34 protein-coding genes and 1 tRNA gene are annotated in these 25,341 nt (G+C 66.1%); 24 read left to right on the top strand and 11 right to left on the bottom strand.

Annotated features, from left to right (window positions below):
• Positions 1–35: 35 nt before the first annotated feature.
• From rbfA to pnp, 4 genes are all read left to right on the top strand, one after another.
• The gene (gene rbfA / locus ACZK2R_RS15855; RefSeq protein ID WP_005410447.1) at positions 36–419 is read left to right on the top strand and encodes a 30S ribosome-binding factor RbfA; all 384 of its coding nucleotides are present in this window, start codon (positions 36–38) and stop codon (positions 417–419) included.
• A gap of 107 nt (positions 420–526) precedes the next feature.
• Positions 527–1,435, top strand: coding sequence for a tRNA pseudouridine(55) synthase TruB (gene truB, locus ACZK2R_RS15850; protein WP_032128651.1), 909 nt, complete (start codon positions 527–529; stop codon positions 1,433–1,435).
• 173 nt (positions 1,436–1,608) lie between these two features.
• Positions 1,609–1,869, top strand: coding sequence for a 30S ribosomal protein S15 (rpsO, locus tag ACZK2R_RS15845; protein WP_005410445.1), 261 nt, complete (start codon positions 1,609–1,611; stop codon positions 1,867–1,869).
• 151 nt (positions 1,870–2,020) lie between these two features.
• Positions 2,021–4,129 (top strand): polyribonucleotide nucleotidyltransferase, encoded by a 2,109-nt coding sequence (gene pnp, locus ACZK2R_RS15840; protein ID WP_032128652.1) that lies wholly within the window; start codon positions 2,021–2,023, stop codon positions 4,127–4,129.
• 134 nt (positions 4,130–4,263) lie between these two features.
• On the opposite strand, the gene ACZK2R_RS15835 is transcribed toward pnp, so the two are convergent.
• Complete coding sequence (locus tag ACZK2R_RS15835) at positions 4,264–5,250, bottom strand: tetratricopeptide repeat protein (RefSeq protein WP_258015700.1); 987 nt, start codon at positions 5,248–5,250, stop codon at positions 4,264–4,266.
• A 222-nt stretch (positions 5,251–5,472) separates the two neighbouring features.
• On the opposite strand from ACZK2R_RS15835, the gene ACZK2R_RS15830 reads away from it, so the two are divergent.
• Entirely contained in the window at positions 5,473–6,663 is a 1,191-nt protein-coding gene (locus tag ACZK2R_RS15830) for a glycoside hydrolase family 18 protein (RefSeq protein ID WP_164080650.1), read from the top strand.
• A gap of 90 nt (positions 6,664–6,753) precedes the next feature.
• The gene (locus ACZK2R_RS15825) at positions 6,754–7,146 is read left to right on the top strand and encodes a VOC family protein (protein ID WP_180836632.1); all 393 of its coding nucleotides are present in this window, start codon (positions 6,754–6,756) and stop codon (positions 7,144–7,146) included.
• A gap of 129 nt (positions 7,147–7,275) precedes the next feature.
• Here the strand turns inward: ACZK2R_RS15825 and ACZK2R_RS15820 are convergent, their stop codons facing one another.
• From ACZK2R_RS15820 to ACZK2R_RS15810, 3 genes are read right to left on the bottom strand one after another with little or no spacing between them, the layout of a single operon-like run.
• Positions 7,276–8,835 (bottom strand): PepSY-associated TM helix domain-containing protein, encoded by a 1,560-nt coding sequence (locus ACZK2R_RS15820; protein ID WP_180836633.1) that lies wholly within the window; start codon positions 8,833–8,835, stop codon positions 7,276–7,278.
• 10 nt (positions 8,836–8,845) lie between these two features.
• Positions 8,846–9,109, bottom strand: a complete 264-nt coding sequence (locus ACZK2R_RS15815; protein WP_049401219.1) for a hypothetical protein — start codon at positions 9,107–9,109, stop codon at positions 8,846–8,848.
• Positions 9,109–9,405 carry a hypothetical protein gene (locus tag ACZK2R_RS15810; RefSeq protein ID WP_005410439.1) on the bottom strand — a complete coding sequence of 99 codons (297 nt, stop codon included), beginning with the start codon at positions 9,403–9,405 and terminating at the stop codon, positions 9,109–9,111. Before ACZK2R_RS15810 ends, ACZK2R_RS15815 begins: the two co-directional genes overlap by 1 nt.
• Positions 9,406–9,834: 429 nt before the next feature.
• On the opposite strand from ACZK2R_RS15810, the gene thrS reads away from it, so the two are divergent.
• From thrS to ACZK2R_RS15755, 11 genes are all read left to right on the top strand, one after another.
• Positions 9,835–11,736 carry a threonine--tRNA ligase gene (thrS, locus tag ACZK2R_RS15805; RefSeq protein WP_032128659.1) on the top strand — a complete coding sequence of 634 codons (1,902 nt, stop codon included), beginning with the start codon at positions 9,835–9,837 and terminating at the stop codon, positions 11,734–11,736.
• 48 nt (positions 11,737–11,784) lie between these two features.
• The gene (gene infC / locus ACZK2R_RS15800) at positions 11,785–12,327 is read left to right on the top strand and encodes a translation initiation factor IF-3 (RefSeq protein ID WP_005410437.1); all 543 of its coding nucleotides are present in this window, start codon (positions 11,785–11,787) and stop codon (positions 12,325–12,327) included.
• 266 nt (positions 12,328–12,593) lie between these two features.
• Positions 12,594–12,791: a 50S ribosomal protein L35 gene (rpmI, locus tag ACZK2R_RS15795; RefSeq protein ID WP_005410436.1), complete on the top strand. Its 198-nt coding sequence runs from the start codon at positions 12,594–12,596 to the stop codon at positions 12,789–12,791.
• 11 nt (positions 12,792–12,802) lie between these two features.
• The gene (gene rplT / locus ACZK2R_RS15790; RefSeq protein ID WP_005410435.1) at positions 12,803–13,162 is read left to right on the top strand and encodes a 50S ribosomal protein L20; all 360 of its coding nucleotides are present in this window, start codon (positions 12,803–12,805) and stop codon (positions 13,160–13,162) included.
• 193 nt (positions 13,163–13,355) lie between these two features.
• The gene (locus tag ACZK2R_RS15785; protein WP_005417865.1) at positions 13,356–14,351 is read left to right on the top strand and encodes a phenylalanine--tRNA ligase subunit alpha; all 996 of its coding nucleotides are present in this window, start codon (positions 13,356–13,358) and stop codon (positions 14,349–14,351) included.
• 121 nt (positions 14,352–14,472) lie between these two features.
• Positions 14,473–16,854, top strand: coding sequence for a phenylalanine--tRNA ligase subunit beta (gene pheT, locus ACZK2R_RS15780; RefSeq protein ID WP_125894330.1), 2,382 nt, complete (start codon positions 14,473–14,475; stop codon positions 16,852–16,854).
• Positions 16,855–16,881: 27 nt separating this feature from the next.
• The gene (locus ACZK2R_RS15775; RefSeq protein WP_005410432.1) at positions 16,882–17,181 is read left to right on the top strand and encodes an integration host factor subunit alpha; all 300 of its coding nucleotides are present in this window, start codon (positions 16,882–16,884) and stop codon (positions 17,179–17,181) included.
• Positions 17,162–17,518, top strand: coding sequence for a MerR family transcriptional regulator (locus tag ACZK2R_RS15770; RefSeq protein WP_005410431.1), 357 nt, complete (start codon positions 17,162–17,164; stop codon positions 17,516–17,518). The genes ACZK2R_RS15775 and ACZK2R_RS15770 overlap by 20 nt, the downstream gene beginning before the upstream one ends.
• Before the next feature lie 68 nt (positions 17,519–17,586).
• Positions 17,587–17,663 (top strand) — tRNA-Pro (locus ACZK2R_RS15765).
• Between the two features lie 117 nt (positions 17,664–17,780).
• Positions 17,781–17,981 carry a hypothetical protein gene (locus tag ACZK2R_RS15760; RefSeq protein ID WP_014037933.1) on the top strand — a complete coding sequence of 67 codons (201 nt, stop codon included), beginning with the start codon at positions 17,781–17,783 and terminating at the stop codon, positions 17,979–17,981.
• A complete protein-coding gene (locus ACZK2R_RS15755) occupies positions 17,978–18,319 on the top strand; it encodes a low molecular weight protein tyrosine phosphatase family protein (protein WP_032128660.1) in 342 nt (113 codons plus the stop codon). Before ACZK2R_RS15760 ends, ACZK2R_RS15755 begins: the two co-directional genes overlap by 4 nt.
• Here ACZK2R_RS15755 and ACZK2R_RS15750 read toward each other — a convergent pair.
• Together ACZK2R_RS15750 and ACZK2R_RS15745 are read right to left on the bottom strand one after the other, a co-directional pair.
• Positions 18,298–18,735: a GNAT family N-acetyltransferase gene (locus ACZK2R_RS15750; protein WP_125894328.1), complete on the bottom strand. Its 438-nt coding sequence runs from the start codon at positions 18,733–18,735 to the stop codon at positions 18,298–18,300. The genes ACZK2R_RS15755 and ACZK2R_RS15750 overlap by 22 nt on opposite strands.
• Before the next feature lie 85 nt (positions 18,736–18,820).
• On the bottom strand, positions 18,821–19,330 hold the full coding sequence (locus ACZK2R_RS15745; RefSeq protein WP_125894326.1) for a DUF3011 domain-containing protein: 510 nt from the start codon (positions 19,328–19,330) through the stop codon (positions 18,821–18,823).
• A gap of 240 nt (positions 19,331–19,570) precedes the next feature.
• Here ACZK2R_RS15745 and ACZK2R_RS15740 point away from each other — a divergent pair, with 240 nt between their 5' ends.
• Positions 19,571–19,966 carry a hypothetical protein gene (locus ACZK2R_RS15740; protein WP_012511691.1) on the top strand — a complete coding sequence of 132 codons (396 nt, stop codon included), beginning with the start codon at positions 19,571–19,573 and terminating at the stop codon, positions 19,964–19,966.
• 24 nt (positions 19,967–19,990) lie between these two features.
• On the opposite strand, the gene ACZK2R_RS15735 is transcribed toward ACZK2R_RS15740, so the two are convergent.
• A complete protein-coding gene (locus tag ACZK2R_RS15735; RefSeq protein WP_125894325.1) occupies positions 19,991–20,683 on the bottom strand; it encodes an aspartate/glutamate racemase family protein in 693 nt (230 codons plus the stop codon).
• Positions 20,684–20,769: 86 nt separating this feature from the next.
• On the opposite strand from ACZK2R_RS15735, the gene ACZK2R_RS15730 reads away from it, so the two are divergent.
• The 5 genes from ACZK2R_RS15730 to ACZK2R_RS15710 all read left to right on the top strand — a co-directional run bounded on the left by ACZK2R_RS15730 (position 20,770) and on the right by ACZK2R_RS15710 (position 23,085).
• Positions 20,770–21,081, top strand: a complete 312-nt coding sequence (locus tag ACZK2R_RS15730) for an ArsR/SmtB family transcription factor (protein WP_042358872.1) — start codon at positions 20,770–20,772, stop codon at positions 21,079–21,081.
• Positions 21,081–21,431, top strand: a complete 351-nt coding sequence (locus ACZK2R_RS15725; RefSeq protein WP_125894322.1) for an SRPBCC family protein — start codon at positions 21,081–21,083, stop codon at positions 21,429–21,431. Before ACZK2R_RS15730 ends, ACZK2R_RS15725 begins: the two co-directional genes overlap by 1 nt.
• Positions 21,432–21,468: 37 nt before the next feature.
• Complete coding sequence (locus tag ACZK2R_RS15720) at positions 21,469–22,077, top strand: ATP-dependent Clp protease proteolytic subunit (RefSeq protein WP_032128666.1); 609 nt, start codon at positions 21,469–21,471, stop codon at positions 22,075–22,077.
• 98 nt (positions 22,078–22,175) lie between these two features.
• The gene (locus ACZK2R_RS15715; RefSeq protein ID WP_032128667.1) at positions 22,176–22,817 is read left to right on the top strand and encodes a LysE family translocator; all 642 of its coding nucleotides are present in this window, start codon (positions 22,176–22,178) and stop codon (positions 22,815–22,817) included.
• A 94-nt stretch (positions 22,818–22,911) separates the two neighbouring features.
• On the top strand, positions 22,912–23,085 hold the full coding sequence (locus tag ACZK2R_RS15710; RefSeq protein ID WP_006380555.1) for a DUF1328 domain-containing protein: 174 nt from the start codon (positions 22,912–22,914) through the stop codon (positions 23,083–23,085).
• A gap of 22 nt (positions 23,086–23,107) precedes the next feature.
• Here ACZK2R_RS15710 and ACZK2R_RS15705 read toward each other — a convergent pair whose 3' ends face one another.
• From ACZK2R_RS15705 to ACZK2R_RS15690, 4 genes are all read right to left on the bottom strand, one after another.
• Positions 23,108–23,440 carry an SMR family transporter gene (locus ACZK2R_RS15705; RefSeq protein WP_005410423.1) on the bottom strand — a complete coding sequence of 111 codons (333 nt, stop codon included), beginning with the start codon at positions 23,438–23,440 and terminating at the stop codon, positions 23,108–23,110.
• 13 nt (positions 23,441–23,453) lie between these two features.
• Entirely contained in the window at positions 23,454–24,026 is a 573-nt protein-coding gene (locus ACZK2R_RS15700; protein ID WP_049401207.1) for a TetR/AcrR family transcriptional regulator, read from the bottom strand.
• Between the two features lie 86 nt (positions 24,027–24,112).
• On the bottom strand, positions 24,113–24,346 hold the full coding sequence (locus ACZK2R_RS15695; protein ID WP_032128669.1) for a DUF1653 domain-containing protein: 234 nt from the start codon (positions 24,344–24,346) through the stop codon (positions 24,113–24,115).
• A gap of 12 nt (positions 24,347–24,358) precedes the next feature.
• Positions 24,359–24,643, bottom strand: a complete 285-nt coding sequence (locus tag ACZK2R_RS15690) for a hypothetical protein (RefSeq protein WP_125894318.1) — start codon at positions 24,641–24,643, stop codon at positions 24,359–24,361.
• Between the two features lie 404 nt (positions 24,644–25,047).
• Here ACZK2R_RS15690 and ACZK2R_RS15685 point away from each other — a divergent pair, with 404 nt between their 5' ends.
• On the top strand, positions 25,048–25,254 hold the full coding sequence (locus ACZK2R_RS15685; RefSeq protein WP_049423877.1) for a hypothetical protein: 207 nt from the start codon (positions 25,048–25,050) through the stop codon (positions 25,252–25,254).
• Positions 25,255–25,341: the final 87 nt, after the last annotated feature.

Below are 25,341 nucleotides of genomic sequence, written 5' to 3'. Positions count from 1 at the left end.
CGTTGGCCGGGCGACAACTGAACCAAGAGCTCCTCGTGCCCAAGACTTTCCATCGAACCGACCGTGTCTCCGCCCAGCTGCGCCGTGAACTCGGCACCCTGGTGCACAACGCTGTGCGCGAGCACGGGTTGCCCTCGGTGAGCGTGTCCGACGTGGAAATCACCCGCGACATGGCCCATGCCAAGGTGTTCGTCACCGCGCTGATGCCGGAACGTTCGGCCGAAGCCGTGGCCGGCCTGAAGGAGCTGGGCTATCGCCTGCGCATGGACCTGGCCCGTGCGATGAAGCTGCGCCACGTGCCGGAGCTGCATTTCCACTACGACGACTCGGTCGACCGTGGTGAGCACATCGACAACATCCTGCGCGACCTGCCTGATACGCTGGCCGCCGAGAAGCGTCGCGAGAGCGACGAAGAATAACCGCGCGACGCCGGGCATGCCCGGCGTTGTTGCATTCCGGCTGCGCGATGTCTGATGCAGACCGCGCTGCAGCAGTCGAGCATGGCTCGACTCTACAAAATCGTGTCATGACCCGAATTCAGTTCCGCCGCCTGGATGGCATCCTGCTGCTCGACAAGTCGACCGGCATGAGCTCCAACGCCGCCCTGCAGGTGGCCCGTCGCCTGTTCCGTGCCGAAAAGGGTGGCCATACCGGCAGCCTCGATCCGCTGGCCACCGGCCTGTTGCCGCTGTGCTTCGGCGAGGCGACCAAGATTGCCGGTCTGCTGCTCGGCTCGGCCAAGGCCTACGACGCCGAGATCATGCTGGGTCAGACCACCGACACTGACGATTCCGAAGGCCAGGTGCTGCTGCAGCGCCCGGTGCCTTCGATCAGTGCCGAGGCCCTGCAGGCGGCGCTGGCGCCGCTGACCGGCAGCATCCGCCAGCGTGCTCCGATCTATTCGGCACTGAAGCAGGGTGGGGAGCCGCTGTATGTGAAGGCCCGCCGTGGTGACGTCATCGAAGCGCCGGAGCGTGAGGTGCAGGTGCATGCCATCGAGGTGCTGGAGCAGCAGCCCGAGCGGTTGCGGCTGCGCGTGACCTGCGGCTCCGGCACCTACATCCGCAGCCTGGCCCGCGACCTGGGCGAGGCGCTGGGCTGCGGTGCCCACATCAGCGCGTTGCGCCGGCTGTGGGTCGAGCCGTTCCGTGAACCGGCGATGGTCACCCTGGACCAGCTGCGGGCGATGGTCGAGGCAGGCGACGAGGCCGGGATGGACGCGCTGCTGCTGCCGCTGGCGGCCGGCCTGGCTGAATACCCGCGGGTCGACCTGGATGCCGACCAGGCCCACCGCTTCTGCGTCGGCCAGCGCCAGCGCGACCTGTCCTGGCCGCATGGCCTGGTGGCCGTGTTTGGCCCGGACGATGCTGTCCAGGGCCTGGGCCAGGTCGATGACAGTGGCCTGCTGGCCCCGCAGCGTCGTTTCAACCTCTGACCTGGGCCGGGCGGTTCAGCCCCGGTCCTTGTCCCGGAAGCCCCCGACCGTTACAATTTCGCGGCCGTTTTCCGGCAGCCTGCCTCGCGCAGGTTTCATCCTCGTAGTCCACGGCGAGCCTGGCGGTGCGCGAAGCGCGTTCCTGCCGGCCACGCATCACAGAGAAAAAAGAAATGTCGATCGACACCCAGAAGGTCATTGAAGACAACAAGCGCAGCTCGGCTGACACCGGCTCCCCGGAAGTCCAGGTTGCACTGCTGACCGCCCGCATCGAACTGCTGACCGGCCACTTCAAGACCCACAAGAAGGACCACCACAGCCGCCGCGGCCTGCTGCAGATGGTCAACCGCCGTCGCAGCCTGCTCGACTACCTGAAGAAGAAGGACGTCGAGCGTTACAAGGCCCTGATCGAGAAGCTTGGCCTGCGTCGCTAAGCAACGAATCCCCCGCGGCGCAGCGATGCGCCGCGGTTTTGTTTTGTAGCACCGCAATCCCCGATTCAGGCCGGAACGATCCGGCCACCCGCTGGCGGCAAGGGTCGCCGACGGTCCAAATTCGCAGACAGCATCCCCAAGGACACCCTCCGTGGCAAAAATCACCAAAACCTTCCAGTACGGCAAGCACACCGTCACGCTCGAGACCGGCGAAGTCGCCCGTCAGGCCAGCGGTGCCGTCATCGTCAAGATGGACGACACCGTACTGCTGGTCACCGCCGTCGCCGCCAAGAGCGCGCGCGAAGGCCAGGACTTCTTCCCGCTGACCGTCGATTATCAGGAAAAGTTCTACGCCGGCGGCCGTATCCCGGGTGGTTTCTTCAAGCGTGAGGGCCGTGCGACCGAGAAGGAAACCCTGATCTCGCGTCTGATCGACCGTCCGATCCGTCCGCTGTTCCCGGAAGACTACAAGAACGAAGTGCAGATCATCGCCACGGTCATGTCGTTGAACCCGGACGTGGACGGCGACATCCCGGCCCTGATCGGCGCCTCGGCTGCCCTGGCCCTGGCCGGCACCCCGTTCATGGGCCCGATCGGCGCTGCCAAGGTCGGTTACAAGAACGGCGAGTACATCCTGAACCCGACCGTCAGCGAACTGGCTGACTCGCAGCTGGAACTGGTCGTCGCCGGTACCTCCAACGCCGTGCTGATGGTTGAATCCGAAGCCGCGCTGCTGTCCGAAGAAGTGATGCTGGGCGCCGTGACCTTCGGTCACCGCGAAATGCAGAAGGTCATCAACGCGATCAACGAGCTGACCGTCGAAGCCGGCACCAAGCCGTCGACCTGGGAAGCCCCGGCCAAGAACGACGCGCTGATCTCCGCCCTGAAGGAAGCCATCGGCCCGCGCCTGGGCGAAGCCTTCCAGGTGCGTGACAAACTGCAGCGCCGTGACGCCATCTCGGCGATCAAGAAGGACGTGGTCGAAACCCTGGCTGGCCGCGTGGCCGCCGAAGGCTGGAACCCGGCCGAGCTGTCGAAGGAATTCGGCGAGCTGGAATACCGCACCATGCGTGACTCGGTGCTGGACACCAAGGTCCGCATCGACGGCCGTGCGCTGGACACCGTCCGCCCGATCGCCGTGAAGACCGGCGTGCTGCCGCGTACCCACGGTTCCTCGCTGTTCACCCGCGGCGAAACCCAGGCCATCGTGACCATCACCCTGGGCACCGCCCGTGATGGCCAGGTCATCGATGCCGTTGCCGGTGAGTACAAGGAAAACTTCCTGTTCCACTACAACTTCCCTCCGTTCTCGGTGGGTGAGTGCGGCCGCATGATGGGCCCGAAGCGCCGCGAAATCGGCCACGGTCGCCTGGCCAAGCGCGGCGTGCTGGCTGTCATGCCGTCGCTGGAAGCCTTCCCGTACACCATCCGCGTCGTCTCGGAAATCACCGAGTCGAACGGTTCCTCGTCGATGGCATCGGTCTGCGGTTCGTCGCTGGCCCTGATGGACGCCGGCGTGCCGGTGAAGGCGCCGGTTGCCGGTATCGCCATGGGCCTGGTCAAGGAAGGCGAGCGTTTCGTCGTCCTGTCCGACATCCTGGGTGACGAAGATCACCTGGGCGACATGGACTTCAAGGTGGCCGGTACCGCTGAGGGCATCTCCGCCCTGCAGATGGACATCAAGATCGAAGGCATCACCGAAGAGATCATGAAGCAGGCCCTGCAGCAGGCCAAGGCTGGCCGTCTGCACATCCTGGGCGAAATGGCCCACGGCCTGACCGCTCCGCGTGAAGAGCTGTCGGACTACGCGCCGCGCCTGCTGACCATCAAGATCCACCCGGACAAGATCCGCGAAGTGATCGGCAAGGGTGGCTCGACCATCCAGGCCATCACCAAGGAAACCGGCACCCAGATCGACATCCAGGACGACGGCACCATCGTCATCGCTTCGGTCAATGCCATCGCTGCCCAGGCCGCCAAGGCCCGCATCGAGCAGATCACCTCGGACGTCGAGCCGGGCCGCATCTACGAAGGCAAGGTCGCCAAGATCATGGACTTCGGTGCGTTCGTCACGATCCTGCCGGGCAAGGACGGTCTGGTCCACGTGTCGCAGATCTCCAGCGATCGCGTCGAGAAGGTCGGCGACGTGCTGAAGGAAGGCGATGTGGTCAAGGTCAAGGTGCTGGAAGTCGACAAGCAGGGCCGTATCCGCCTGTCGATGAAGGCCGTGGAAGAAGGCGACGCCGTCAGCGCCGAGTAATCGACCTCCGGTCGATTACGGTAGGTGTCAACCTTGGTTGACACGCTCCTGGAATCGCTGAAATGAAAAAGCGGGCTTCGGCCCGCTTTTTCTTTGCCTGGAATCCTGTGGATGAGGACCGTTGGTCCTTGCACTTACGCGTCTTCTTCGTCCTCCCCCAGCCACCAGACCTGGCCTGGCTCCGGGTCGCTCATCAGGTGCTCGCGCTGTTCGATGGCCTCCAGCACCCGGCCGGGGGCTGCAGCGACCCACACCGCCATGAGCTTTTCCACCGCAGCCCGGCCCTGTGCGGCCACGCCGAGGTCACGTTCGCGTCTCCATTGGTCTTCATCTGGCGCCTCATCACCATGCTGGTGCGGCGTGCCGTAGCTGCAGCGGCGGCACAGCCGGCGCACGGTAGCCGTCCAGTCCTCGACCATGCCGATGCCGGGCAGGGTGATTGCCTCCAGCGCAGCGATGTCATCGGCCGAATCGCACTGCACGAACACGGTGAAGGTCGCCATGTCCGATGCCTGCAGGCGCTGCATGGCATTGAACACCGGCACCTGGCGCTCGCCGTAGGTGCGATGGCCGGTTGATGCGCCGTCGTGCAGCACGATGTCGCCGAAGCGGAAGCCGCTTTCGGGCAGCGGTACGTTGTCGATGCGTGCACGCACCGGATCAATGCGGCTCATGTACACCACCTCGGCGTCGGACCATGGCGCCAGGCGCACGCAGGCCACGCCGAAGTGGCCCTCGATCGGGCCCTCGCCTTCGGGCAGGGTGATGCCACAGCGGGTCCACTGGCGTCGTGCTTCGGCCCAGTCCGCCATGCCGGTGGCGGCGATGCCGGCATTCCAGGCAGTGGCGACATCGAATTCCCCACGCAGCTGCTCCGATTGCAGGTTGTCCTGCAGTGAGGCAGCCCAGTCGCGCAGGTACTTGTGCGCCAATCCGCGCATGTAATGCAGGTACGGCACTTCGGGGGCGAGTGCGATCAGCTCGCCGAACAGCGCCACCGCCTGCTGCAGGTCGCCCTCTCGGAAGGCGGCGTAGGCGCGTGCCTCCAGGGCCTGGCATTCGTCGAGGGTTTCGTCGTCCAGCAGGTCGCCGTCGTCGAGGTTGTCGTGGTCGGTGCTCATGTCCATGCGCGGTTGAAGGTCCGCGGCTACCTTAGCCGATGCGCGAGCCCGCGAACGCAGCGTCGGCGTGTGTCCTGCTGCAGTGCATGAGGGTCGTTGCATGACTGGCGCGTTGTCGTCATCCGGCGGGATGCACTTGTCCACTGGACGACATGCCACGACAACCGTCCCACAGCCCCATCCGTTTGCTAACGTGGCTGCGCCTTCGAACCGGGAGATCCCATGTTCCGCCAGACCGTGGCTGCCCTTGCCGTGCTGATTGCCGGTGCTTTGCCCATAGCCGTGCATGCGGCACCCGCGCAGCCGCCGATCTTCGGTGCCTACTACCCCGGTGGTTCGGCCGAGCGCTACCCGGTGTCGAGCATTCCGGCCGAGCGCCTCACCCACCTGTTCTACGCGTTCTCCACCATCGAGGACGGGCGCTGCACGATCGGTGCGGAAGCGCCGAAGAATTTCGCGGCGCTGGCCGAGCTGAAGAAGGCGCACCCGCATCTGCGCACGCTGATCTCGATCGGTGGCTGGGGGGCAGGTGGATTCTCCGATGCAGCGCTGACCGAGGGCAGCCGCAAGCGCCTGGTCGACTCATGCATGGCGCTGTTCTTCGATCGTCATGCTGGCAGTTTCGATGGCGTGGACATCGACTGGGAGTTCCCGGTCAGTGGCGGACCGAAGGAGCTGGCACACCGCCCGCAGGACCGCGCCAATCTGACCCGGCTCGCGCAGGCGTTCCGCGTGGCCCTTGATGCGCATGGCCGCAAGGCGGGGCAGCCGATGCTGTTGACCGCCGCACTGGCCGCCGGTCGCCTGCAGACCGATGGCCCCTACGATCCAGCCGCAAGCTATGACCTGCCGGCGCTGGCCAAGGTGTTCGATTTCATCAACCTGATGAGCTACGACATGGGCACCGGCTTCTCGGCGGTGTCGACGTTCAATGCGCCCCTGCATGAAGTGCCGACCGATCCGCTGGCGCCGGAACTGCGGCGCTGGAACAACGTTGCCGGCGCGGTGCAGTACTACCGCGAGCGCGGGGTGCCAGCCCACAAGCTGGTGCTGGGTGTGCCGTTCTACGGGCGCGGCTTCAAGGTCACCGGCGATGCGCCGGATGGGCTGTACCAGTCCTACAGTGCACCGGCCGATGCCGGCGACTGGCGCGTGATCAAGGCGCGCTATCTCGACCAGCCGGGCTGGACGAAGCACTGGCAACCACAGGCGCAGAGCCCGTGGCTGTACAACGCCGAGCAGAAGGTTTTCATCAGCTATGAAGACCCGCGCTCGATCGGCCTGCGTGCGCAGTTCGCCCGCGAGCAGGGCCTGGCCGGCGTCTTCATGTGGGAGCTGACCGGCGACGACGAACAGGCCAGCCTGCTCAACGCCATGCTGGGCCCCTGGCAGAAGGCACGCATCGGCGATTGAGCTGCATCAGGCGATGTCCGGCGCAACGCCGCAACGCCATCGGCCCGACCCCGCACAGCATGTCCATGCCCGCAGCGTTACGCTGCGGGCATGATCCATCTCGAACGCCTGGACCACCTGGTCCTCACCGTCGCCGACATCGAACGCAGCTGTGATTTCTACCAGCGCGTGCTCGGCATGCAGGTCGTGCACTTCGGCGCGGGCCGCACCGCACTGCAGTTCGGCCAGCAGAAGATCAACCTGCATCCGGCCAGCGCCCCGCTGCAACCGCATGCGTTGCGGCCCACGCCGGGCAGCGCCGATCTGTGCCTGGTCACGCGCACGGCGACGACCGATGTGCTGGCCCACCTGCAGGCGCAGTCCGTTGCAGTGGAGGAGGGGCCGGTCGCACGTACCGGCGCGCTGGGGCCGATCGAATCGGTGTACTTCCGCGACCCGGATGGCAACCTGATCGAAGTGAGTCGTTACCCCGGCGAGGCATGATCCTGCTTGGGTAGCGTCGAGCTTGCTCGACGGTGCTTGGCGCGAAATCAACAGCTGTCGGGCAAGCTCGACGCTACAGGGGGCGTTGCGCGTAACGGTCGGTAGCGCCGGGCCATGCCCGGCGACGGCTCAGTTTGCCCAGACGCTGTTGGGATCGCCGTTGCGGGCGCGGCGTTGGCTGGCCACTGCCAGGCGGGCGAAGCCGAAGGCCATGGCCAGCGCAATGGCATCGACCCAGAACAGCGGCCAGTGCCCATGCGCGGCCGCACGCCACAGCCAGTCGCCACTGAGTGCACCGTGCAGGATCGGCACCAGCGCGGTACTGATCGCCGCCGCCCACAGCAGTTCGCGTGCCGCCTGCGCCGGGCGTCGCAGCGCGGCCCACAGCGCACAGGCCGCCCAGCTGCCGAAGCAGGCCCAGCGGATGCCGTGGTCGACCGCGGACGGTGCCAGCCGCTCCAGCACCAGTGCGGTGACGAACGCCACCGAAATCGCAACGCACAGCCCGATGCAGACGCCGACCGTGGCCCGTGCCATGTTCACCCCGGCACGCGGTTGCTGTGGCTGGCGACGCTTGCGCCGCGATTCGATCCACAACAGGTTGCCGGAGTAGAACAGGAAGGCACCGCCAAGGCCGAGCAGGAAGTACAGCCAGACCACCACACCGTTGCCGAACTCGCCGAAGTGCAGGGCATAGGCCGCGCTTAGCGTGGCGTGGTTGGCGTCGCGCTGGCCGGGCAGCTGCGAGGCCAGGACGTTGCCGGTGGCCACGTCCAGTGCCACCGCGCCGAGCGGGCCGAGCGTGCCGGTGGATTCGCCGGTGATCTCGATGGTGGCATTGGCATCGCCGGCGTTGGCCAGCTTCAGGTAGGTCGGCTCGAAGTTGGCCACGCCTTGTGCACGGGCGACTTCAAGCGCGCGTGCATGCAGCACGCGCAGGCTGCCCGGCGGTGCCGGGATGCCGCTGGCGTCGCGCACAGGCGCGGTGTCCATTGCGGTCGGTACCGCCTGCAGGGCCTTGCCGTCGTAGATCAGCGGGTTGAGCAGGGCCATCTGCACGAACACCAGGCAGAGCAGGGCGCCAGTGACCGCGAACATCAGGTGGAAGGGCAGGCTGAGCACGCCGATCACGTTGTGCGCGTCCTGCCACAGCTGCTTCAGGTTGCGGCCCGGGCGCAGCGCGAACAGATCGCCGAACAGCTTCGGCAGGTGGATCACCAGGCCGCTGAGCAGGGCCATGCCATACAGCAGGCTGACGATGCCCATCACGTAGATGCCGGCCACCGGCAGTCCGAGGCTGTAATGCAGCTCGTTGACCAGTTCGGCCAGCCCGGTCTGTGGCGGCGTGGTGCTGCCGGCGATCTGTCCCGGCCAGGCGTAGCGCCAGCTGCCGTCATCGGCCTGCCAGTAGGCCAGTGGCTGCGGGTGTTCGGTGCCGGGGAAGGTCATGCCGACGTGGCGGCGCGCTTCCGGATGCGCGGCAAGCACGTCTTCCAGCAGGTACTGCGCGTCGTCCAGGCCGGCGGGGAGTGCGGTGGCTGCACCGGGCGTCTGCCACAGCGGCAGGTCGTGGTGGAACAGGGTCAGCGCACCCGCGTAGAAGGCCACGAACAGGCCGAAGCCGGCAACCAGGCCGACCCAGGTGTGCAGGGTGGTGAACGTGCGCAGCGTCTGCGAACTGAACTTCATGGGAAAGGTCTCATTGCACCGCGCCGGTCAGGCGCAGCAGCCCGAGCACGGCAAAGCCGGCGGCGGCGCTGCCGGCCAGCACCAGCCAGGCGCGCAGCGCGCTGCGGAAACTGAACGCCCACAGGGCGGCCAGCATCCATAGCGGGATGAAGGCGATGAGGGTCGGCACCAGCGCCCGTTGCCACGGGCCGGGCGGCAGCCACGCCAGCAGGCCGGTGACGGCGGCGGCCAGGAGGAAGCCGGCCACGATGCCGGCGAAGGCGCGCGGCCACATCACGGCGACTCCGTACCGGGGCGGTGCCAGGCCGCCAGCGCCGGCAGCAGCATCGCCGCCAGCATCCAGGTGCACAGCATCGCCACCAGGCCGGCGGCAAAACCGAGCTCGGCCATCCACAGCCACAGCGCGGCAGCGGCGGCGACCAGGCCGATCTGCCGCCCGAGGCGGCCGGCACGGCGCAGGCGCGGCCAGCGGCAGTGCGGCGAGGCGGCATAGAACGCCAGCGCCGAGAACATCGCCGCCAGCATGCCCAGGCTGCAGAAGCCGAGCGTGGAAAGGCCGACGGTGATCATCGCGGGCGGCCAGCGTGGCAGCGGGCCGGCGAACGCGGGGCACGGGCGGGGCCGGCGGGAGCCGGTCGGAGCGGGTGGCGCATCACGGGGTCCTGGGGGAAAGCGGGCAGGCTGGCACAGGGCGGCCTGCGCCGACATGGTAATCATTGCAATTTCACGCCGCCAGCGAGACCCATTCAGCGGACCGTACGGTAGGCCTTGGGCTTTCCCCTGCGCTGGTTTAAGATCAGCGTAGAACCCTGACTGGAACAAGGTGGCCCGCGCCCAGCGCCGGCCGAGCGTGCGACATGAGCACTACCACCGCCCACTGTTGACCTGCCCCCGAAGGCCCTGTGTTCCAGGCGCCCTCGCGGCGCTTTTTTATTGCCCGGGCGCCGCCCCGGGAACGCTTTCCAGCCCGCCCAGCGGGCCCCGCACGAAGCCACTGCGATGATCAACATTACTCTTCCCGACGGCAGCCGCCGCGAATTCGAAAATCCCGTCAGCGTCATGGAGGTCGCCCAGTCGATCGGCGCCGGCCTGGCCAAGGCCACCATCGCCGGTGCCGTGGATGGCGTGCTGGTCGATGCCAGCGACGTCATCGACCACGATGCCAGCCTGCGCATCATCACCGCCAAGGACGAGGAGGGCGTGGAGATCATCCGCCACTCCTGCGCCCACCTGGTCGGCCACGCCGTCAAGCAGCTGTACCCGGACGTGAAGATGGTGATCGGCCCGGTGATCGCCGAGGGCTTCTACTACGACATCTACTCCGAGCGCCCGTTCACCCCGGACGACATGGCCGCGATCGAGAAGCGCATGGGTGAACTGATCGCCCAGGACTACGACGTCATCAAGAAGGTGACGCCGCGCGCCGAAGTGATCGAGATCTTCAAGGCCCGTGGCGAGGACTACAAGCTGCGCCTGATCGAGGACATGTCCGACGACATCCAGGCGATGGGCATGTATTACCACCAGGAATACGTGGACATGTGCCGCGGCCCGCACGTGCCGAACACGCGCTTCCTGAAGGCCTTCAAGCTGACCCGCATCTCCGGTGCCTACTGGCGCGGTGACGCGCAGAACGAGCAGCTGCAGCGCATCTACGGCACCGCCTGGGCCGACAAGAAGCAGCTCGAGGCGTACATCAAGCGCATCGAAGAAGCCGAGATGCGCGACCACCGCCGCATCGGCAAGCAGCAGGACCTGTTCCACCTGCAGGAAGAAGCGCCGGGCCTGGTGTTCTGGCACCCGAAGGGCTGGGCACTGTGGCAGGTGGTCGAGCAGTACATGCGCAAGGTGTACCGCAAGACCGGCTACGGCGAAGTGCGCTGCCCGCAGATCCTGGACGTGAGCCTGTGGCAGAAGTCCGGCCACTGGGACAACTACCAGGACGCGATGTTCTTCACCGAATCGGAGAAGCGCACCTACGCGCTCAAGCCGATGAACTGCCCGGGCCACGTGCAGGTGTTCAACCAGGGCCTGCACAGCTACCGCGACCTGCCGATCCGCTATGGTGAGTTCGGTGCCTGCCACCGCAACGAGCCGTCCGGCGCGCTGCACGGCATCCTGCGCGTGCGTGGTTTCACCCAGGACGACGGCCACGTGTTCTGCACGGAAAACCAGGTCGAGGCGGAAGTGACCGCGTTCCACCAGCAGGCGCTGGCGGTCTACCAGCACTTCGGCTTCGATGAGATCCAGGTCAAGATCGCGCTGCGTCCGGAATCGCGCCTGGGCGATGACGCCACCTGGGACAAGGCCGAGGGCGCGCTGCGCTCGGCACTGTCCAGCAATGGGGTGGAGTGGCAGGAGCTGCCGGGCGAGGGCGCCTTCTACGGCCCGAAGATCGAGTACCACCTCAAGGACGCGATCGGCCGTACCTGGCAGCTGGGCACGATGCAGGTCGACTTCATGATGCCGGGCCGTCTGGGCGCCGAGTACGTGGACGAGAACAGCCAGAAGAAGCACCCGGTCATGCTGCATCGCGCCATCGTGGGCTCGATGGAGCGCTTCCTGGGCATCCTGATCGAGCACCATGCCGGCCAGTTCCCGGCCTGGCTGGCGCCGACCCAGGTGGTGGTGGCCAACATCACCGACGCTCAGGCCGAGTACGTCTCGGGCGTGACCAAAACCCTTGCGGAGCAAGGCTTCCGCGTCAGCTCGGATTTGCGTAACGAGAAGATCGGCTATAAAATCCGCGAGCATACGTTGCAGCGCGTGCCCTACCTGCTGGTCATTGGTGACCGCGAGAAGGAAAATGGGGCTGTGGCGGTGCGTACGCGTTCTGGCGAAGACCTGGGCAGCATGAGCCTGCAGGCCTTCATCGAGCGGCTCCAGGCCGAGGGCGCGTAAGCAAAGGTCCGGTCCGGGGGCACAGGCACCCGGACCGGTTCGATACCCTTGGGAGAACGTAATATCAGCACCCCTGACAACAAACAGAACCGCAAGAATCAGGAAATCCGTGTGCCGCGCGTCCGCGTGATCGGCAGTGACGGAGAAATGATCGGCGTGTTGTCGCGCGACGAAGCGCTGTCCATGGCCGAAGATGAAGGCCTGGACCTGGTCGAAATCCAGCCGCAGGCCGATCCGCCGGTCTGCAAGATCATGGACTTCGGCAAGTTCAAGTTCGAAGCGCAGAAGAAGGCCAGCGAGGCCAAGAAGAAGACCAAGCAGGTCGAGATCAAGGAAGTGAAGTTCCGTCCGGTCACGGACGAGGGCGACTACCAGATCAAGCTGCGCAAGATGCGCGGGTTCCTCGAGGATGGTGACAAGATCAAGGTCAACATCCGTTTCCGTGGCCGTGAAATGAGCCACCAGGAACTGGGCCGCGAAATGGCCAACCGGATCGAGACCGATCTGGGCGAGGACATCGTCATTGAATCCCGTCCGCGCCTGGAAGGGCGTCAGATGGTCATGATGATCGCGCCGAAGAAGAAGACCTGAGGCCTGACGGGCCGCCTTCCGGGGCGCCTGGCTGAATGGTTCAGGGTAGAGGGACGCCATGGGCGTCCCTTTGCTTTTGCAGGAAGCCGGTGAATTGCCGGCGAAAGGGTTGCAGGGGCTGGTGGCAGGGCGGTTTTGCCTGTATCATGCCCGGCTCGACCCACCCAGGACGGGTCGTACGCCGATCATGGCAGGACGGAAAGAGCGGCCCAGGCCGCCGCCAGATCAGTCAGAAACCAGGGTCATATCCCATCAAGGACATTGCAATGCCCAAGATCAAGACCAACCGGGCAGCGGCCAAGCGTTTCCGCAAAACCGCCTCGGGCAAGTACAAGTGCGGCCACGCCAACCGTAGCCACATCCTCACGAAGAAAGCGACCAAGCGTAAGCGTAATCTGCGTCAGACGGGCCATGTCCGTGCAGAAGACGCAGGCCGTCTGGACCGCATGCTCCCTTACCTCTGAGGAACTGAAAAATGGCACGAGTTAAGCGTGGCGTACAGGCGCGTCGCCGCCACAAGAAGATTCTGGATCTCGCCAAGGGCTATTACAACGCCCGTCGCAAGGTCTTCCGCGTCGCCAAGCAGGCGGTCATCAAGGCACAGCAGTACGCCTACATCGGCCGTAAGCAGAAGAAGCGCAACTTCCGTTCGCTGTGGATCACCCGTATCAATGCGGCTGCCCGCATCAACGGCCTGAGCTACAGCCGCTTCATGAACGGTCTGCTGAAGGCCGGCATCACCCTGGATCGCAAGGTCCTGGCTGACATCGCCGTGCACGACGCAGCCGGTTTTGCCGCGCTGGCCGAAAAGGCCAAGGGCGCGCTGGCGGCATAAGTCCTTCCCGATGCCGTAACCGTTCACTCGGAACGGTGTCAGGTCAAGGCAATGCATGGGGAAGGGCGCAAGTCCTTCCCCATTCTTTTTTGGGTCCCGGTGAGGCCATGACGGCAGCGCGGGGACGGCGGTGGCGACAGGGGTCGGCCCTTCGCGCATCGCGATGGCAGATCGACTGGAGTTCCGGCCCCCCATGAGCGACATCCAATCCCTCACCACCCAGGCGCTGGCCGATGTGGCCGCCGCACAGAGCCCCGACGTGCTGGAACAGCTGCGCGTGGCCCTGCTTGGCAAGAGTGGCAGCATCACCTCGCAGCTCAAGCAGCTCGGCGCCCTGCCGGCCGACGAGCGCAAGGCCGCCGGTGAAGCGATCAACCAGGCCCGCGACGCGCTGACCCGCGCGCTGGGCGAGCGCAAGGCGCTGCTGGAAGACGCGGCACTGGATGCGCGCCTGGCCGCCGAAGCCATCGACATCACCCTGCCGGGCCGCAATGGCGACCGCGCCGGCCTGCATCCGATCACCCGCACCCTGGAGCGCATCACCGGCATCTTCGGCCGGCTGGGCTACGAGCTGTCGGAAGGGCCGGAGATCGAGGATGACTGGCACAACTTCGAGGCGCTGAACTTCCCGCCGCACCACCCGGCGCGCGCCATGCACGACACCTTCTACTTCGGTGACGGCCGCCTGCTGCGCACGCATACCTCCGGTGTGCAGGTGCGCTACATGGGCGACCACGCGCCGCCACTGCGCATGATCGCCGCCGGCAAGGTGTACCGCAGCGACAGCGACCAGACCCATTCGCCGATGTTCCACCAGGTGGAAGGCCTGCTGGTGGACGAGCATTCGACCTTCGCCGACCTGAAGGGCACGCTGGCCGAGTTCGTGCGCGCCTTCTTCGAGCGCGACTTCGAGATGCGCTTCCGCCCCAGCTACTTCCCGTTCGTTGAACCGGGCGCGGAAGTGGACATCGCCTGGCAGCAGCCCGATGGCAGCACCCGCTGGCTGGAAGTGCTCGGCTGCGGCATGGTCCATCCGAACGTGCTGCGAAACGTCGGCATCGATCCGGAGCGCTACACCGGCTTTGCCTTCGGCATGGGCGTGGAGCGCTTCGCGATGCTGCGTTACGGCGTCAACGATCTGCGCGCGTTCTTCGAGAACGACGTGCGCTTCCTGAAGCAGTTCGCGTAAGTCGCAACCGTGTAGCGCCGAGCCATGCTCGGCTGCTTTTCTGGATGGACGCCTCCTTGCGCATGCGCTGGGCGACCACAAAAACCGCAACGGGAGGCACGCCTCCCACCAGGGTGACACCATGAAATTCTCCGAAAACTGGCTGCGCAGCCACGTCCCGACCCGCGCTTCGCGCGATGAACTGAGTGCGGTGCTGACCGCCATCGGCCTGGAAGTGGAAGAAGTGACCGCGCTGGGCGAGGGCCTCGAGCACGTGGTCGTGGCACGCATCATCGACGCCGTACGCCATCCGGAAGCCGACCGCCTGCAGGTGTGCAGGGTCGAAGCCGGGCAGGGCGAGCTGCTGCAGATCGTCTGCGGCGCACCGAACGCACGTCCGGGCCTGGTCGCGCCGCTGGCGATGGTCGGCGCGCAGATCGGCGAGCTGAAGATCAAGCCGGCCAAGCTGCGCGGTGTCGAGTCCAACGGCATGCTGTGCTCGGCCAAGGAGCTGGGCCTGGACAACGATGCCTCCGGCCTGCTGGAACTGCCGGATGACGCACCGGTCGGCCAGGCTCTGGTCGATTACCTGGGCCTGCCGGACGCCAGCATCGAGATCAAGCTGACCCCGAACCGCGCCGACTGCTTCAGCCTGCGCGGCATCGCCTACGACGTCGCCGCGGCCACCCGCAGCGACGTGCTGGATTTCACCGCCGAGGCGATTCCCGCCATCGGCAGCCGTGAGCTGGCCATTCAGCTCGACGCCGGCGCCGAAGCACCGCGTTACCTGGGCCGCGTCATCGAAGGTGTCAACGCCGCCGCCAAGACCCCGCTGTGGATGGCCGAGCGCCTGCGCCGCAGCGGCGTGCGCCCGGTCTCGCTGCTGGTCGACATCACCCAGTACGTGATGCTCGAGCTCGGCCAGCCGATGCATGCCTACGACCTGGGCACCCTGCAGGGCAGCATCGCCGTGCGCCGTTCGCGTGCCGGCGAGAGCCTGAAGCTGCTGGACGGCCGCGACGCCGCGCTGGACGACAGCTTCCTGGTCGTGACCGACGCCGATCGTGCGGTCGGCCTGGCCGGCCTGATGGGCGGCTTCGACACCCGCGTCACCGACGCGACCACCGCCGTATTCCTGGAAGCCGCACACTTCGCGCCGGCCGCGATCATGGGCCGTGGTCGCAAGCTGGGCCTGCACACCGATGCCGGCCACCGCTTCGAGCGCGGTGTCGACCCGGCACTGCCGCGTACCGCCATCGAGTACGCCACCCGCCTGGTGCTGGACCTGGCCGGCGGCACCCCGGCGCCGGTCACCGAGGCCGTGCGTGAGGCCGATCTGCCGCAGCCGGCAACCATCGTGCTGCGCCGCGCCCGCATCACCCGCGTGCTCGGCATCACCATCGACGATGCGGAAGTGGAGCGCATCCTGCGCGCGCTGGGCATGGACGTGGTTGCCACCGCCGACGGCTGGCAGGTCACGGCGCCGAGCCGCCGCTTCGACATCGCCATCGAAGAAGACCTGATCGAAGAGCTGGCGCGCATCCACGGTTACGAGCAGATCCCGACCACGCTGCCGGGCGGCGCCTCGCGCGTGGCGATGCCGAGCGAGACCCAGCTGGACGCACTGAGCGTGCGCCGCCAGCTGATCGCCCGTGACCAGCAGGAAACCGTCAATTTCGCTTTCGTCGACGATGCGCTGCTGAGCCAGTGGCAGCTGCGCGACGGCCTGGTACCGCTGGCCAACCCGCTGTCGGCCGAACTGGCGGTGATGCGCCCGTCGCTGCTGCCAGGCCTGGTCGCCACGTTGGGCCGCAACGCCGCCCGCCAGATCGGCCGCGTGCGCCTGTTCGAACTGGGCCGCGTGTTCGCCCAGCAGGCCGGCGACGGCCGGCCGGCGCCGCTGGAAACCCTGCGCGTGGCCGCTGCGGTCTGTGGCGATGCACAGGCACTGCAGTGGGGCCTGCCGGCCCGCAAGGTCGATTTCCATGACCTGAAGGGCGATCTGGAATCGCTGGCCGCTGCCAGTGGTGCGGTACTGGAGTTCCGCCCGTCGGCCCGCCCCTACGGCCACCCGGCCCGTTCGGCCGAGGTGTTCCGCGATGGCGTGGCGATCGGCTGGATCGGGCAGATCCACCCGCGTCTGGCAAAGGCAATGGACATTGAAGCCGACGTCTACGCCTTCGAACTGGACCTGGAGCCGCTGACCGCCCGCCGCCTGCCGCGTGCCGGCGAGCTGTCGCGCTTCCCGGCAGTGCGCCGCGACCTGGCATTCCTGGTGCCTGAACAGGTGGCCTGGGCCGATCTCGCGGCCACCCTCCGCCAGGCTGCTGGCCCGCTGCTGCGCGACCTGAACCTGTTCGACCGCTACGTCGGCCAGGGCGTCGAGCCGGGATTCAAGAGTCTCGCTATGGGCTTGATTTTGCAGGACAAGTCGCGCACTCTGACGGACCGCGACGTGGATGCGGTGGTGGCCGAGGCGGTCACTGCCATCGAGCGTGAACATCACGCCCGGATCCGCGGCTGAGCGGGCAGCACTCGGGGGTAGCAGGCAATGGCATTGACCAAGGCGGAGATGGCGGAAAAGCTGTTCGACGAAGTCGGTCTGAACAAGCGGGAAGCCAAGGAATTCGTCGACGCGTTTTTCGATGTGCTGCGTGAAGCATTGGAACAGGGACGTCAGGTGAAGCTGTCGGGCTTCGGTAATTTCGATCTGCGGCGCAAGAACCAGCGCCCGGGTCGCAACCCCAAGACCGGCGAGGAAATTCCGATTTCCGCCCGTACGGTGGTCACCTTCCGTCCGGGCCAGAAGCTCAAGGAGAGGGTGGAAGCTTATGCTGGATCCGGGCAGTAACCGCGAACTACCGCCGATCCCGGCCAAGCGCTACTTCACCATCGGTGAGGTCAGCGAGCTGTGCGACGTCAAGCCGCACGTGCTGCGCTACTGGGAAACCGAGTTTCCCAGCCTTGAGCCGGCCAAGCGCCGAGGCAACCGCCGCTACTACCAGCGCCACGACGTGCTGATGGTGCGGCAGATCCGCAGCCTGCTGTACGAACAGGGCTACACCATCGGTGGTGCACGCCTGCGTCTGGATGGCCCCGATGCCCGCGAGGAATCGGCGCTGAGCAACCAGATCATCAAGCAGGTGCGCATGGAGCTGGAAGAAGTGCTGCAGTTGTTGCGCCGCTGATCCCATTTCCATCGTAATCCGCTATACTTCACGGCCCGCCGCACTGGCGGGCACATCGCAGCATCAGTCGGGGCGTAGCGCAGCCTGGTAGCGCATCTGCCTGGGGGGCAGAGGGTCGTCGGTTCGAATCCGGCCGTCCCGACCACTGTGATGAATCAAGAAGCCTGCGCAGCGATGCGTGGGCTTTTTTGTGCGCGCGGTGTATGCTGCGCGCCACTCGTACTACCGCGGCTGCTGAACCCGGTACTCACGAGAACACATCATGGAATCTGCAAGAAACCGTGCCTGGCGTCGCAGCCAGGCGCGCAATCGTGGTGGCGACCGCGCCACGACCGCCTACAGCTACAAGCCCGAGAAGAACTGGAAGCTGCTGTACACGCGCGATGCCAAGCTTGCGCGCGCACGCCAGCTGGGCTTCACCTATCCAGTGCTCAGCGCCCGCCAACTGCAGGAACAGGAATGATCAACCTGCTGTTCGTCTGCAGCCGCAACCAGCTGCGCAGCCCAACCGCCGAAGCCATGTGGCGACGGCGGCCCGGCTTCACTGCGCTGTCGGCCGGCACCAGCCCGCATGCACGACGCCCCATCGGCCCGGCGGACATCCGCTGGGCCGATGTCATCTTCGTGATGGAGGCCAAGCACCAGCATCGCCTGCAGGCCGCGTACGCGCGCCTGCTGGAACACAAGCGCCTGCATTGCCTGGATATACCGGACGACTATCGCTGCATGGATCCCGTGCTGATGGATCTGCTGGACACCAAGGTGACCGCGTATCTCGATCAGCTGCCGGCAAAGCGGTAGATCAGCTCCGGGTCACCGTCATCCAGTCCATGCACGATGCCGCTGTCGATGAAGCCCGATGCAACGAGCAGGCGCTGCATGGCGATGTTGGAGGCATTGGTCGAGGTGAACAGCTTGCGCTGTCCACGCTGTGCGATCGCGTGCCGCAGCAGTGCGGCGCCGACGCCCTGGCTGCGCCGCTCGCGCGTGACCATCAGCATTTCGATGAAGGCTTCGCCGAAGAAGTGCTCATGGAGGGTCATGTAGCCGACGATCCCGCGCTCCTGCTCGGCAACATGCACGTTGCCCCGCGCCAGCCACTCGCCAATCTGCTCCGCCCGTCGAGGGTCGCTTGCCGCCACGCTGTCGAGTGCGATCAGCGCGGAGGCATCGGCGGGCGTCGCGTCGCGGAGGCGCAGCGCAGTCGCAGCGGGCATGGTCGGGCTCCTGACAGGAGGGCCCAGTCTATCGGCTCTGCCGCAGGCGCAGCCGCACCCGCCGCAGCCAGCGCGTGCTCGGCAGTCAATACACGCGGAACTCGGCCCGGCAGCCGTCGCTGACCCACACGCCGCGTCGGTCCCAGCCCCAGTTCTGGTCCTCGATGCAGGCCGTCACCGACTTCTGCTTGACCAGGCGCACCTCGTGGCGAACACGGATACGGCATTCCTTGTCCTTCTTTTCGTAGGACTCGCAGACCAGGCGCTCGCCATCATCGTCACGGTCCCTGCCGCGGCCCGGCCAGCGTCCGCGCCCATAGCCGTCGGCGACGAACTCGGCGCGGCAGCCGTCGGTCACCCACAACGTGCGGCGGCTCTGGCCCCAGTTCTGGTTCTCCACGCACCGGGTCACCGACAGCTGCCTGGCCAGGCGCATCGGGCCTTCGATCGGGCATTGCGCGGTCTTGTTGAACTGCGATTCGCAGCGCAGCGCCGGAATGTGATCGGTGTCGTAGTCCTGTGCGGCCACGGTGGTGGCGGCCAGCAGCAGGGCAAGGGAGGTGCCGGTGATCGTCAGCAGCAGGCGATGGGACATGTGCAGGCTCGGTGGGGATGGGGCGGCAAGAATGGCCCAGTCCGGGGCTGCCGGAACGCTTCGTTCCGAAGATGGCTCAGTGGCGGTTTAGTAGTACGCGCGGGCCCATGCAGAGGCTTACATCCCGTATCATCGCTGCACATCCGATCGCATCGGTTTACACCCTCTTACATGTCTCCCACGCCGGTCGGCACAGCCTGTGGCTGTTGTCACTGGCATGCGGCCGGCGCGTGGAGGAGGATGCGCGGACCACGACGACCACAGGGGGTTGCGTTGATCAGCAGTACCGTCATTCATCGCTCGGCCGACGCAGGTGGCGCCGAGGTGCGGGTCCTGGACACCACGTTCAAGGGCAAGCATGTGTTCATTGCCTGGGGCCTGCGCGGGCCGGAACTGACCCGCAGCGCGGACCCGGCTGCCACCGTGGCCGCACGCAAGGCGCTGCACGCGGTTGCCGGCCACAGCGAGGGGCCGCGCAGCCCGGAAGTGTTCATCGCCAACCAGTCGGCGGTGGCGATCACGGTCTATCGCCTGCTTACCGAGGCGCGCTCCGGCGATGCCATCTTCTTCCTGTGCGATTCACAGGCGGTGGTCGAGTGGCTCATCACCGCGCTGGAAGTGCAGGGCGCGGACTGATTCCGCGCTCCGGCGCGCATCGATTCACGCCAGCGCCGCGTCCACCGCAGCCCGTGCGTGCAGTGCAGTGGTATCGAACAGCGGCACTGCGCTGTCTTCCGGTCGTACCAGCAGCATGATCTCGGTACAGCCCAGGATGATGGCTTCGGCACCGCGCGCCACCAGTCTCGCGATCACGCCGGCGTAGACCTGTCGTGAGTGCTCGCTGACCACACCGGCGATCAGTTCCTGGTAGATGATGTCGTGCACGCTGCGACGATCATCGGCTTCGGGAACCAGCACCTCCAATCCGAAGCGATCCTGCAGCCGGCCGCGGTAGAAGTCCTGTTCCATGGTGAAGGCGGTACCGAGCAGGCCCACCTTGCGTGCGCCTGCCTGCACGATGGCCTGGGCGGTGGGGTCGGCGATATGCAGCAGCGGCAGTGGGCAGACCGCCTCGATGCGGTCGGCCAGCTTGTGCATGGTGTTGGTGCAGATCAACAGCAGATCGGCGCCACCGGCCTGCAGGCGCCGTGCAGCGTCGGCCATGTGGTCGCCCAGCGCATCCCAGTCGCCGTCATGCTGCAGCTGCTTGATCGGGGCGAAGTCCACCGACCACAGCAGTAGCTGCGCCGAATGTGCGCCACCGAGGCGCTGCCGCACGTCCTCGTTGATGAGCCGGTAATACTGCGCCGAGCTTTCCCAGCTCATGCCGCCGATCAGGCCAAGGGTCTTCATGCACAGCTCCATGCCGGGGAGCCGTCATTGCAGCACAGCCGATGCGGGAGTTGCACTACACATTAGTGGTTGCTAATGTGTTTGTCATGATCGAGAACGCCCTCTTCAAAGCGCTGGCCGACCCCACCCGCCGCCACATCTTCGAAAAGCTGGCCGAGGGCGGGCAGCATGCCAGCGCGCTGCGCGAGGGCATGGCGATCAGCCAGTCTGCGATGTCCCAGCACCTGGCGGTGCTGCGCGATGCCGGGCTGGTGAGCGAACAGCGCCAAGGCCGTTTCGTCCACTACGAGGTCGATCCGCGCGGGCTGGCGCACATCGGCAACTGGCTGCAGCGCTACCGGGCCTACTGGCCCGCGCGGATGGATGCCTTGCAGGATCTGCTGAAGGAGATGGACTGATGGACGATGTTCTGAACGAAGCGGCTCCCGCGTTGGTGATGGAGCAGTGGCTGCCAGCGCCACCGGAAAGGGTCTGGCGCGCACTGTTCGATCCGGCACTTCGTGAGCGCTGGTTGCCGGCGGCCGATCTTGCCGATCTGCAGCCCTGCCTGTGCGAGGAGGGGCGGGAGCTGGGGTTCCGCCTGCGCGATGCGCAGCCTCCGCATCTGCACAGCCTGGTGTGTTTCCAGCTGCGCGCGGATGACGGTGAGGGGACGGTGCTGACCATCGTGCATCGGCTCACCGACCTGCGCGCGCAGCTGCCGTTGGCCGCCAACGACGATCATCGCACCATGATGCGCGCGGCCTGAGCCGGCGCCTGGATCGAACGCTACAGGGAGCAGGCACATGCGGGACAGAATGCAGCTGATACCGATGGTGGTGGAACGCAGCGAGCGCGGTGAGCGCTCCCATGACATCTACTCGCGGCTCCTGCGCGAGCGCATCATCTTTCTCAACGGTGAAGTCGATGACACTGTGTCGGCGCTGGTCTGCGCGCAGCTGCTGTTCCTGGAATCGGAAAACCCGGAGAAGCCGATCCATCTGTACATCAACTCGCCGGGTGGAGTGATCTCCAGCGGCCTGGCGATGTACGACACCATGCAATACATCTCGGCCCCGGTGCATACGCTGTGCATGGGCACCGCGCGGTCGATGGGTTCGTTCCTGCTGATGGCCGGCGAGCCCGGTCACCGTGCGGCGTTGGCCAATGCCAGCCTGCATGTGCATCAGCCGCTGGGCGGGGTGCAGGGCCAGGCGTCGGACATCTTCATCCATGCCGAGGAAATGCAGCGCACCAAGCAGCGCATCACCCGGCTGTATGCGCAGCATTGCGGACGCAGTGTCGAGGAGGTCGAGCAGACCCTGGACCGCGATCGTTTCATGAGTGCCGAGCAGGCATGCGAATGGGGCTTGATCGACCAGGTACTGGTACGGCGCGACGCGCTCGCGGCCTGAGCCTGCCTCTGTAACCACCGCATCCATGCTGCGCTGTGTGTGCCGCGCCAGGCCGGCGCACTCTATGCTGGTGGGATCTTCTGAAGTGGATGTCCGATATGGCCCTGCATACCTGGTGGTGGTTCCTCGCCACGGTGTTCGTTCTGTGTGGTACGCCGGGGCCGAACATGCTGCATATCCTCGGTCGCAGCGTCGGGCTCGGCTTTCGCGGTAGCGTGCCGGCGATGGCTGGCTGCCTGCTGGCGATGCTGCTGGTGCTGGCGGCCTCCGCAGCAGGCCTGAGTGCGTTGCTGCATTCCTCGCCGATGCTGTTTGAGGTGTTGCGCTATCTGGGCGTGGCCTATCTGGCCTGGCTGGGCCTGAAGGCATGGCGTGACAGTTGCCGTCCGGCACCACCGGTGACGGTCGATGCCGCGCTGCCGGTTGCGGCGTCGCTGGGCGCGTGGAAGGTGTTCCGTGGTGGCCTTCTGGTGGGCCTGAGCAATCCCAAGCTGCTGCTGTTCGCTGCGGCGTTCCTGCCGCAGTTCGTCGACCCGTCGCGTGGCCAGGCGCTGCAGTACAGCGTGCTGGTTGCCACCTTCGCCGGCTGCGAACTGTTCTGGTACGTGATGTATGCCGCCGGTGGCCATGGCCTGCGCCGATGGTTGGCCAAACCCTTCGCGCGGCGCTGGTTCGAGCGGCTGGTGGGCAGCGTTTTCCTGGCCTTTGCAGTGGCCCTGCTGCGTTTCCGCCCGCGCTGATTCACGCCGCGCACGCGGCCTGTTCACGACTGCCGCATCGGCTACGGCCTAGCCTGATCATCCAGTACGCAGTCCCCACGGGGAAAGGTTTGACATGATCAAGTGGGCCATCATCTTCGCCATCATCGGCGTCATTGCGGGCGTGCTCGGCTTCGGCGGCATTGCCGGCGCCGCGGTCGGCATCGCCAAGTTCCTGTTCTGGGCCGGCATCATCATCGCCGTGGTGCTGTTCCTGCTCGGCATGACCGTAGCGAAGAAGGTCAGCTAGCGTTGATCGCGCAGCAGCGTACTCAGTGTGCGCTGCTGCGCGAGAACAGATTGATCACCAGTACGCCAGCACAGATCAGGCCGATGCCGATCAACGCCGGTGCATCCAGGCGCTGCTTGAACACCACCAGCCCGATCAGCGAGATCAGCACGATGCCGACGCCGGACCAGATCGCGTAGGCGATGCCGGTCGGGATCGACTTCATGGTCATCGACAGCAGGTAGAAGCACAGTCCATAGCCGACCAGCGCGCCCAGTGTCGGCGCCAGCCGGCTCATGCCGTCGGATGCCTTCAGCAGCGACGTGGCAATTACTTCCAGCACGATGGCAGCGGCAAGGTAGAGATAGGGATTCATTAAGCGCTCCTGCTCACTGCGGGTCGCATAGTTTCAGGGCCTGTTCGGCCATCGCCAATGCGTTGGCGCGTTCTTCCTCGTCCAGCGGACGCCCATAGGCCGTGGCCCAGTAGCCATCGGCAGCGCAGCGCGCCGCATACAGTCGGGGATCGTTGGCTTCGCCGGCGAACTCGGCCAGCATCGCACGCTTCCAGGTGCGCCAATGCGCGAGCAGGGCTGGTTCCATCAGGTTGCCCAGGGTCAGGCCGATGTCGTTGTCCTGTTCCTGCTGCAGCAGATGCTCGAAATTGGCCTGCACATAGGCGCGGCTGAAACGGCCATGCCCTTCGGGGTTTTCCTGCAGCAGGGCACGCACCCGCGCTTCGAATTCGCCGATGAGCGCTCCGATGGCTTCATCCACCAGTGCCTGCTTGCTGCTGAAATGATGGAACAGCGCACCCTTGCTGACACCGGCGGCCTGTGCGACGTCCTGCACGGTCAGCGCGGCCAGGCCATTACGGCCGATCACTTCAATGGTGGCCTGCAGCAGTGACTGGCGCACGCTGTCGGGCGCCTTGCGGCGCGAACGGGAGGGGGATGCGGACATGGCGGGAAGAAACCGACTGGACGGTACGATTGTAACGCAGGCCCGTGGTGTCACCGCGCTGCCGGCCAGGGCCGGCAGCGGAACCGTCATGCGTCGATGCGGGCGAAACGCGGCTGCGGTCCGTGTTCGCCCGGTACCTGTTCGACGAACATGGCATACGGGCGCACCCACAGGCCGCCTTCGCCATAGAGCGCGCGATACAGCACCAGTGGCTCCAGCGTCTCGCTGCTGCGGACGATATCGAGCACGTCGTACTCGCCGCCCTTGAAGTGGCGGTAGCGACCCGGGGCCAGGGTGGGTAGCGGGCTCAGCTCAGCCATGGGGTGCGCGCCTCACTTGCGTGCCGGGCTGGCCGGCTTCGCGCAGTAGGCATCGATGGCCTCGGCGGTATTGGCCAGGCCCTGTGCCTGTGCCAGTTCCCACGGGCGTTCGCAACGCTGGCTGTGCTCGCACCACTGGTAGCCGGCCGAACCAATGCATCCGTGGGCATCGCGATCGCCGCCCACCTTCGGTATCGCAGACGAGGTGGTCGCCGCATCGGCACGTGCGGCGGCGTCGTGCTGGTTGGCGCACGCGGTCAGCACCAGCAGGGCTGGAATCAGAAGAAGCGCTTTCATCGGGCGGGCTCCGAGCCTAAAGCGACAGTGTCTGTCGCAAATAGCCCTCCAGCAAGCGCTCAGTGCATGGCGGCGCGGATCAGCTCTTCAATCAGCACCAGATAGCTGGCGACGAAATAGAACTTCAGCAGCGTCCAGCGCTGCTGCGAGAAGAAGGTGCGCATGTGGAAGGGGCCCCTGTTGGTGACGGTAGTGTGAAGCTCCGTCAACTCCGTGACAAGGGTCACGGAACGCCTTCACTAAACAGCCTCAGGGATGTGAGGGTTGGGAAGCGCCCGACCGAATCCTGAGGCATTTTCGTACAAATCTGATGGGCCATCTCCGACGCGATCGATAGCCTGAGGGTGTACTGGCACGTGGCCCTGCCGCCTGTCACCGCCTCTTTCCTTCCGCAGGAGCTTCTCATGGTCTTTACTGTCCAATGCACTGCCCGGCACTGGTCCGTGTTGCATCCGAAGGCGGGTGACGCCACCCGTTACGCCCGCGGTGCCGATGCCTTCGACGCGGCCGCTGCGCTGGCCCTCGAGCACCATCGTCGCACCGGCCAGCGCAGCACGGTCCGGGTCGAGGCGCTCGGCAGCACCGTGGATGCGCTCCATATCGGGGAGTGACGCCACCGGCCGAGGCGCAGTCAGCCACGGTTGAGTTGTTTGAATGGGGAAAAAACCGCCGTGGGGCGCCCCCTGTGCGCCGCGCCA

Source organism: Stenotrophomonas sp. 96582_Sma (assembly GCF_056480905.1).
The sequence above is the reverse complement of the archived record's forward strand: the minus strand, read 5'-3'. Positions and strand labels throughout refer to the sequence as shown.

Excerpts from the sequence above, each read along its gene's own strand:
- ACZK2R_RS15750 (WP_125894328.1), bottom strand. The coding sequence starts at position 18,735 with ATGCCCGCTGCGACTGCGCTGCGCCTCCGCGACGCGACGCCCGCCGAT.
- ACZK2R_RS15835 (WP_258015700.1), bottom strand. The coding sequence starts at position 5,250 with ATGAGCACCGACCACGACAACCTCGACGACGGCGACCTGCTGGACGAC.
- ACZK2R_RS15690 (WP_125894318.1), bottom strand. The coding sequence starts at position 24,643 with ATGAAAGCGCTTCTTCTGATTCCAGCCCTGCTGGTGCTGACCGCGTGC.
- ACZK2R_RS15815 (WP_049401219.1), bottom strand. The coding sequence starts at position 9,109 with ATGTGGCCGCGCGCCTTCGCCGGCATCGTGGCCGGCTTCCTCCTGGCC.
- ACZK2R_RS15740 (WP_012511691.1), top strand. The coding sequence starts at position 19,571 with ATGCGCGGACCACGACGACCACAGGGGGTTGCGTTGATCAGCAGTACC.
- ACZK2R_RS15710 (WP_006380555.1), top strand. The coding sequence starts at position 22,912 with ATGATCAAGTGGGCCATCATCTTCGCCATCATCGGCGTCATTGCGGGC.
- ACZK2R_RS15720 (WP_032128666.1), top strand. The coding sequence starts at position 21,469 with ATGCGGGACAGAATGCAGCTGATACCGATGGTGGTGGAACGCAGCGAG.
- ACZK2R_RS15825 (WP_180836632.1), top strand. The coding sequence starts at position 6,754 with ATGATCCATCTCGAACGCCTGGACCACCTGGTCCTCACCGTCGCCGAC.
- truB (WP_032128651.1), top strand. The coding sequence starts at position 527 with ATGACCCGAATTCAGTTCCGCCGCCTGGATGGCATCCTGCTGCTCGAC.
- ACZK2R_RS15730 (WP_042358872.1), top strand. The coding sequence starts at position 20,770 with ATGATCGAGAACGCCCTCTTCAAAGCGCTGGCCGACCCCACCCGCCGC.
- ACZK2R_RS15705 (WP_005410423.1), bottom strand. The coding sequence starts at position 23,440 with ATGAATCCCTATCTCTACCTTGCCGCTGCCATCGTGCTGGAAGTAATT.
- ACZK2R_RS15785 (WP_005417865.1), top strand. The coding sequence starts at position 13,356 with ATGAGCGACATCCAATCCCTCACCACCCAGGCGCTGGCCGATGTGGCC.
- ACZK2R_RS15685 (WP_049423877.1), top strand. The coding sequence starts at position 25,048 with ATGGTCTTTACTGTCCAATGCACTGCCCGGCACTGGTCCGTGTTGCAT.
- ACZK2R_RS15725 (WP_125894322.1), top strand. The coding sequence starts at position 21,081 with ATGGACGATGTTCTGAACGAAGCGGCTCCCGCGTTGGTGATGGAGCAG.
- ACZK2R_RS15830 (WP_164080650.1), top strand. The coding sequence starts at position 5,473 with ATGTTCCGCCAGACCGTGGCTGCCCTTGCCGTGCTGATTGCCGGTGCT.
- ACZK2R_RS15735 (WP_125894325.1), bottom strand. The coding sequence starts at position 20,683 with ATGAAGACCCTTGGCCTGATCGGCGGCATGAGCTGGGAAAGCTCGGCG.
- ACZK2R_RS15775 (WP_005410432.1), top strand. The coding sequence starts at position 16,882 with ATGGCATTGACCAAGGCGGAGATGGCGGAAAAGCTGTTCGACGAAGTC.
- rpmI (WP_005410436.1), top strand. The coding sequence starts at position 12,594 with ATGCCCAAGATCAAGACCAACCGGGCAGCGGCCAAGCGTTTCCGCAAA.
- ACZK2R_RS15695 (WP_032128669.1), bottom strand. The coding sequence starts at position 24,346 with ATGGCTGAGCTGAGCCCGCTACCCACCCTGGCCCCGGGTCGCTACCGC.
- ACZK2R_RS15770 (WP_005410431.1), top strand. The coding sequence starts at position 17,162 with ATGCTGGATCCGGGCAGTAACCGCGAACTACCGCCGATCCCGGCCAAG.
- ACZK2R_RS15820 (WP_180836633.1), bottom strand. The coding sequence starts at position 8,835 with ATGAAGTTCAGTTCGCAGACGCTGCGCACGTTCACCACCCTGCACACC.
- rpsO (WP_005410445.1), top strand. The coding sequence starts at position 1,609 with ATGTCGATCGACACCCAGAAGGTCATTGAAGACAACAAGCGCAGCTCG.
- ACZK2R_RS15745 (WP_125894326.1), bottom strand. The coding sequence starts at position 19,330 with ATGTCCCATCGCCTGCTGCTGACGATCACCGGCACCTCCCTTGCCCTG.
- rplT (WP_005410435.1), top strand. The coding sequence starts at position 12,803 with ATGGCACGAGTTAAGCGTGGCGTACAGGCGCGTCGCCGCCACAAGAAG.
- pheT (WP_125894330.1), top strand. The coding sequence starts at position 14,473 with ATGAAATTCTCCGAAAACTGGCTGCGCAGCCACGTCCCGACCCGCGCT.
- ACZK2R_RS15715 (WP_032128667.1), top strand. The coding sequence starts at position 22,176 with ATGGCCCTGCATACCTGGTGGTGGTTCCTCGCCACGGTGTTCGTTCTG.
- thrS (WP_032128659.1), top strand. The coding sequence starts at position 9,835 with ATGATCAACATTACTCTTCCCGACGGCAGCCGCCGCGAATTCGAAAAT.
- ACZK2R_RS15700 (WP_049401207.1), bottom strand. The coding sequence starts at position 24,026 with ATGTCCGCATCCCCCTCCCGTTCGCGCCGCAAGGCGCCCGACAGCGTG.
- ACZK2R_RS15755 (WP_032128660.1), top strand. The coding sequence starts at position 17,978 with ATGATCAACCTGCTGTTCGTCTGCAGCCGCAACCAGCTGCGCAGCCCA.
- ACZK2R_RS15760 (WP_014037933.1), top strand. The coding sequence starts at position 17,781 with ATGGAATCTGCAAGAAACCGTGCCTGGCGTCGCAGCCAGGCGCGCAAT.
- ACZK2R_RS15810 (WP_005410439.1), bottom strand. The coding sequence starts at position 9,405 with ATGATCACCGTCGGCCTTTCCACGCTCGGCTTCTGCAGCCTGGGCATG.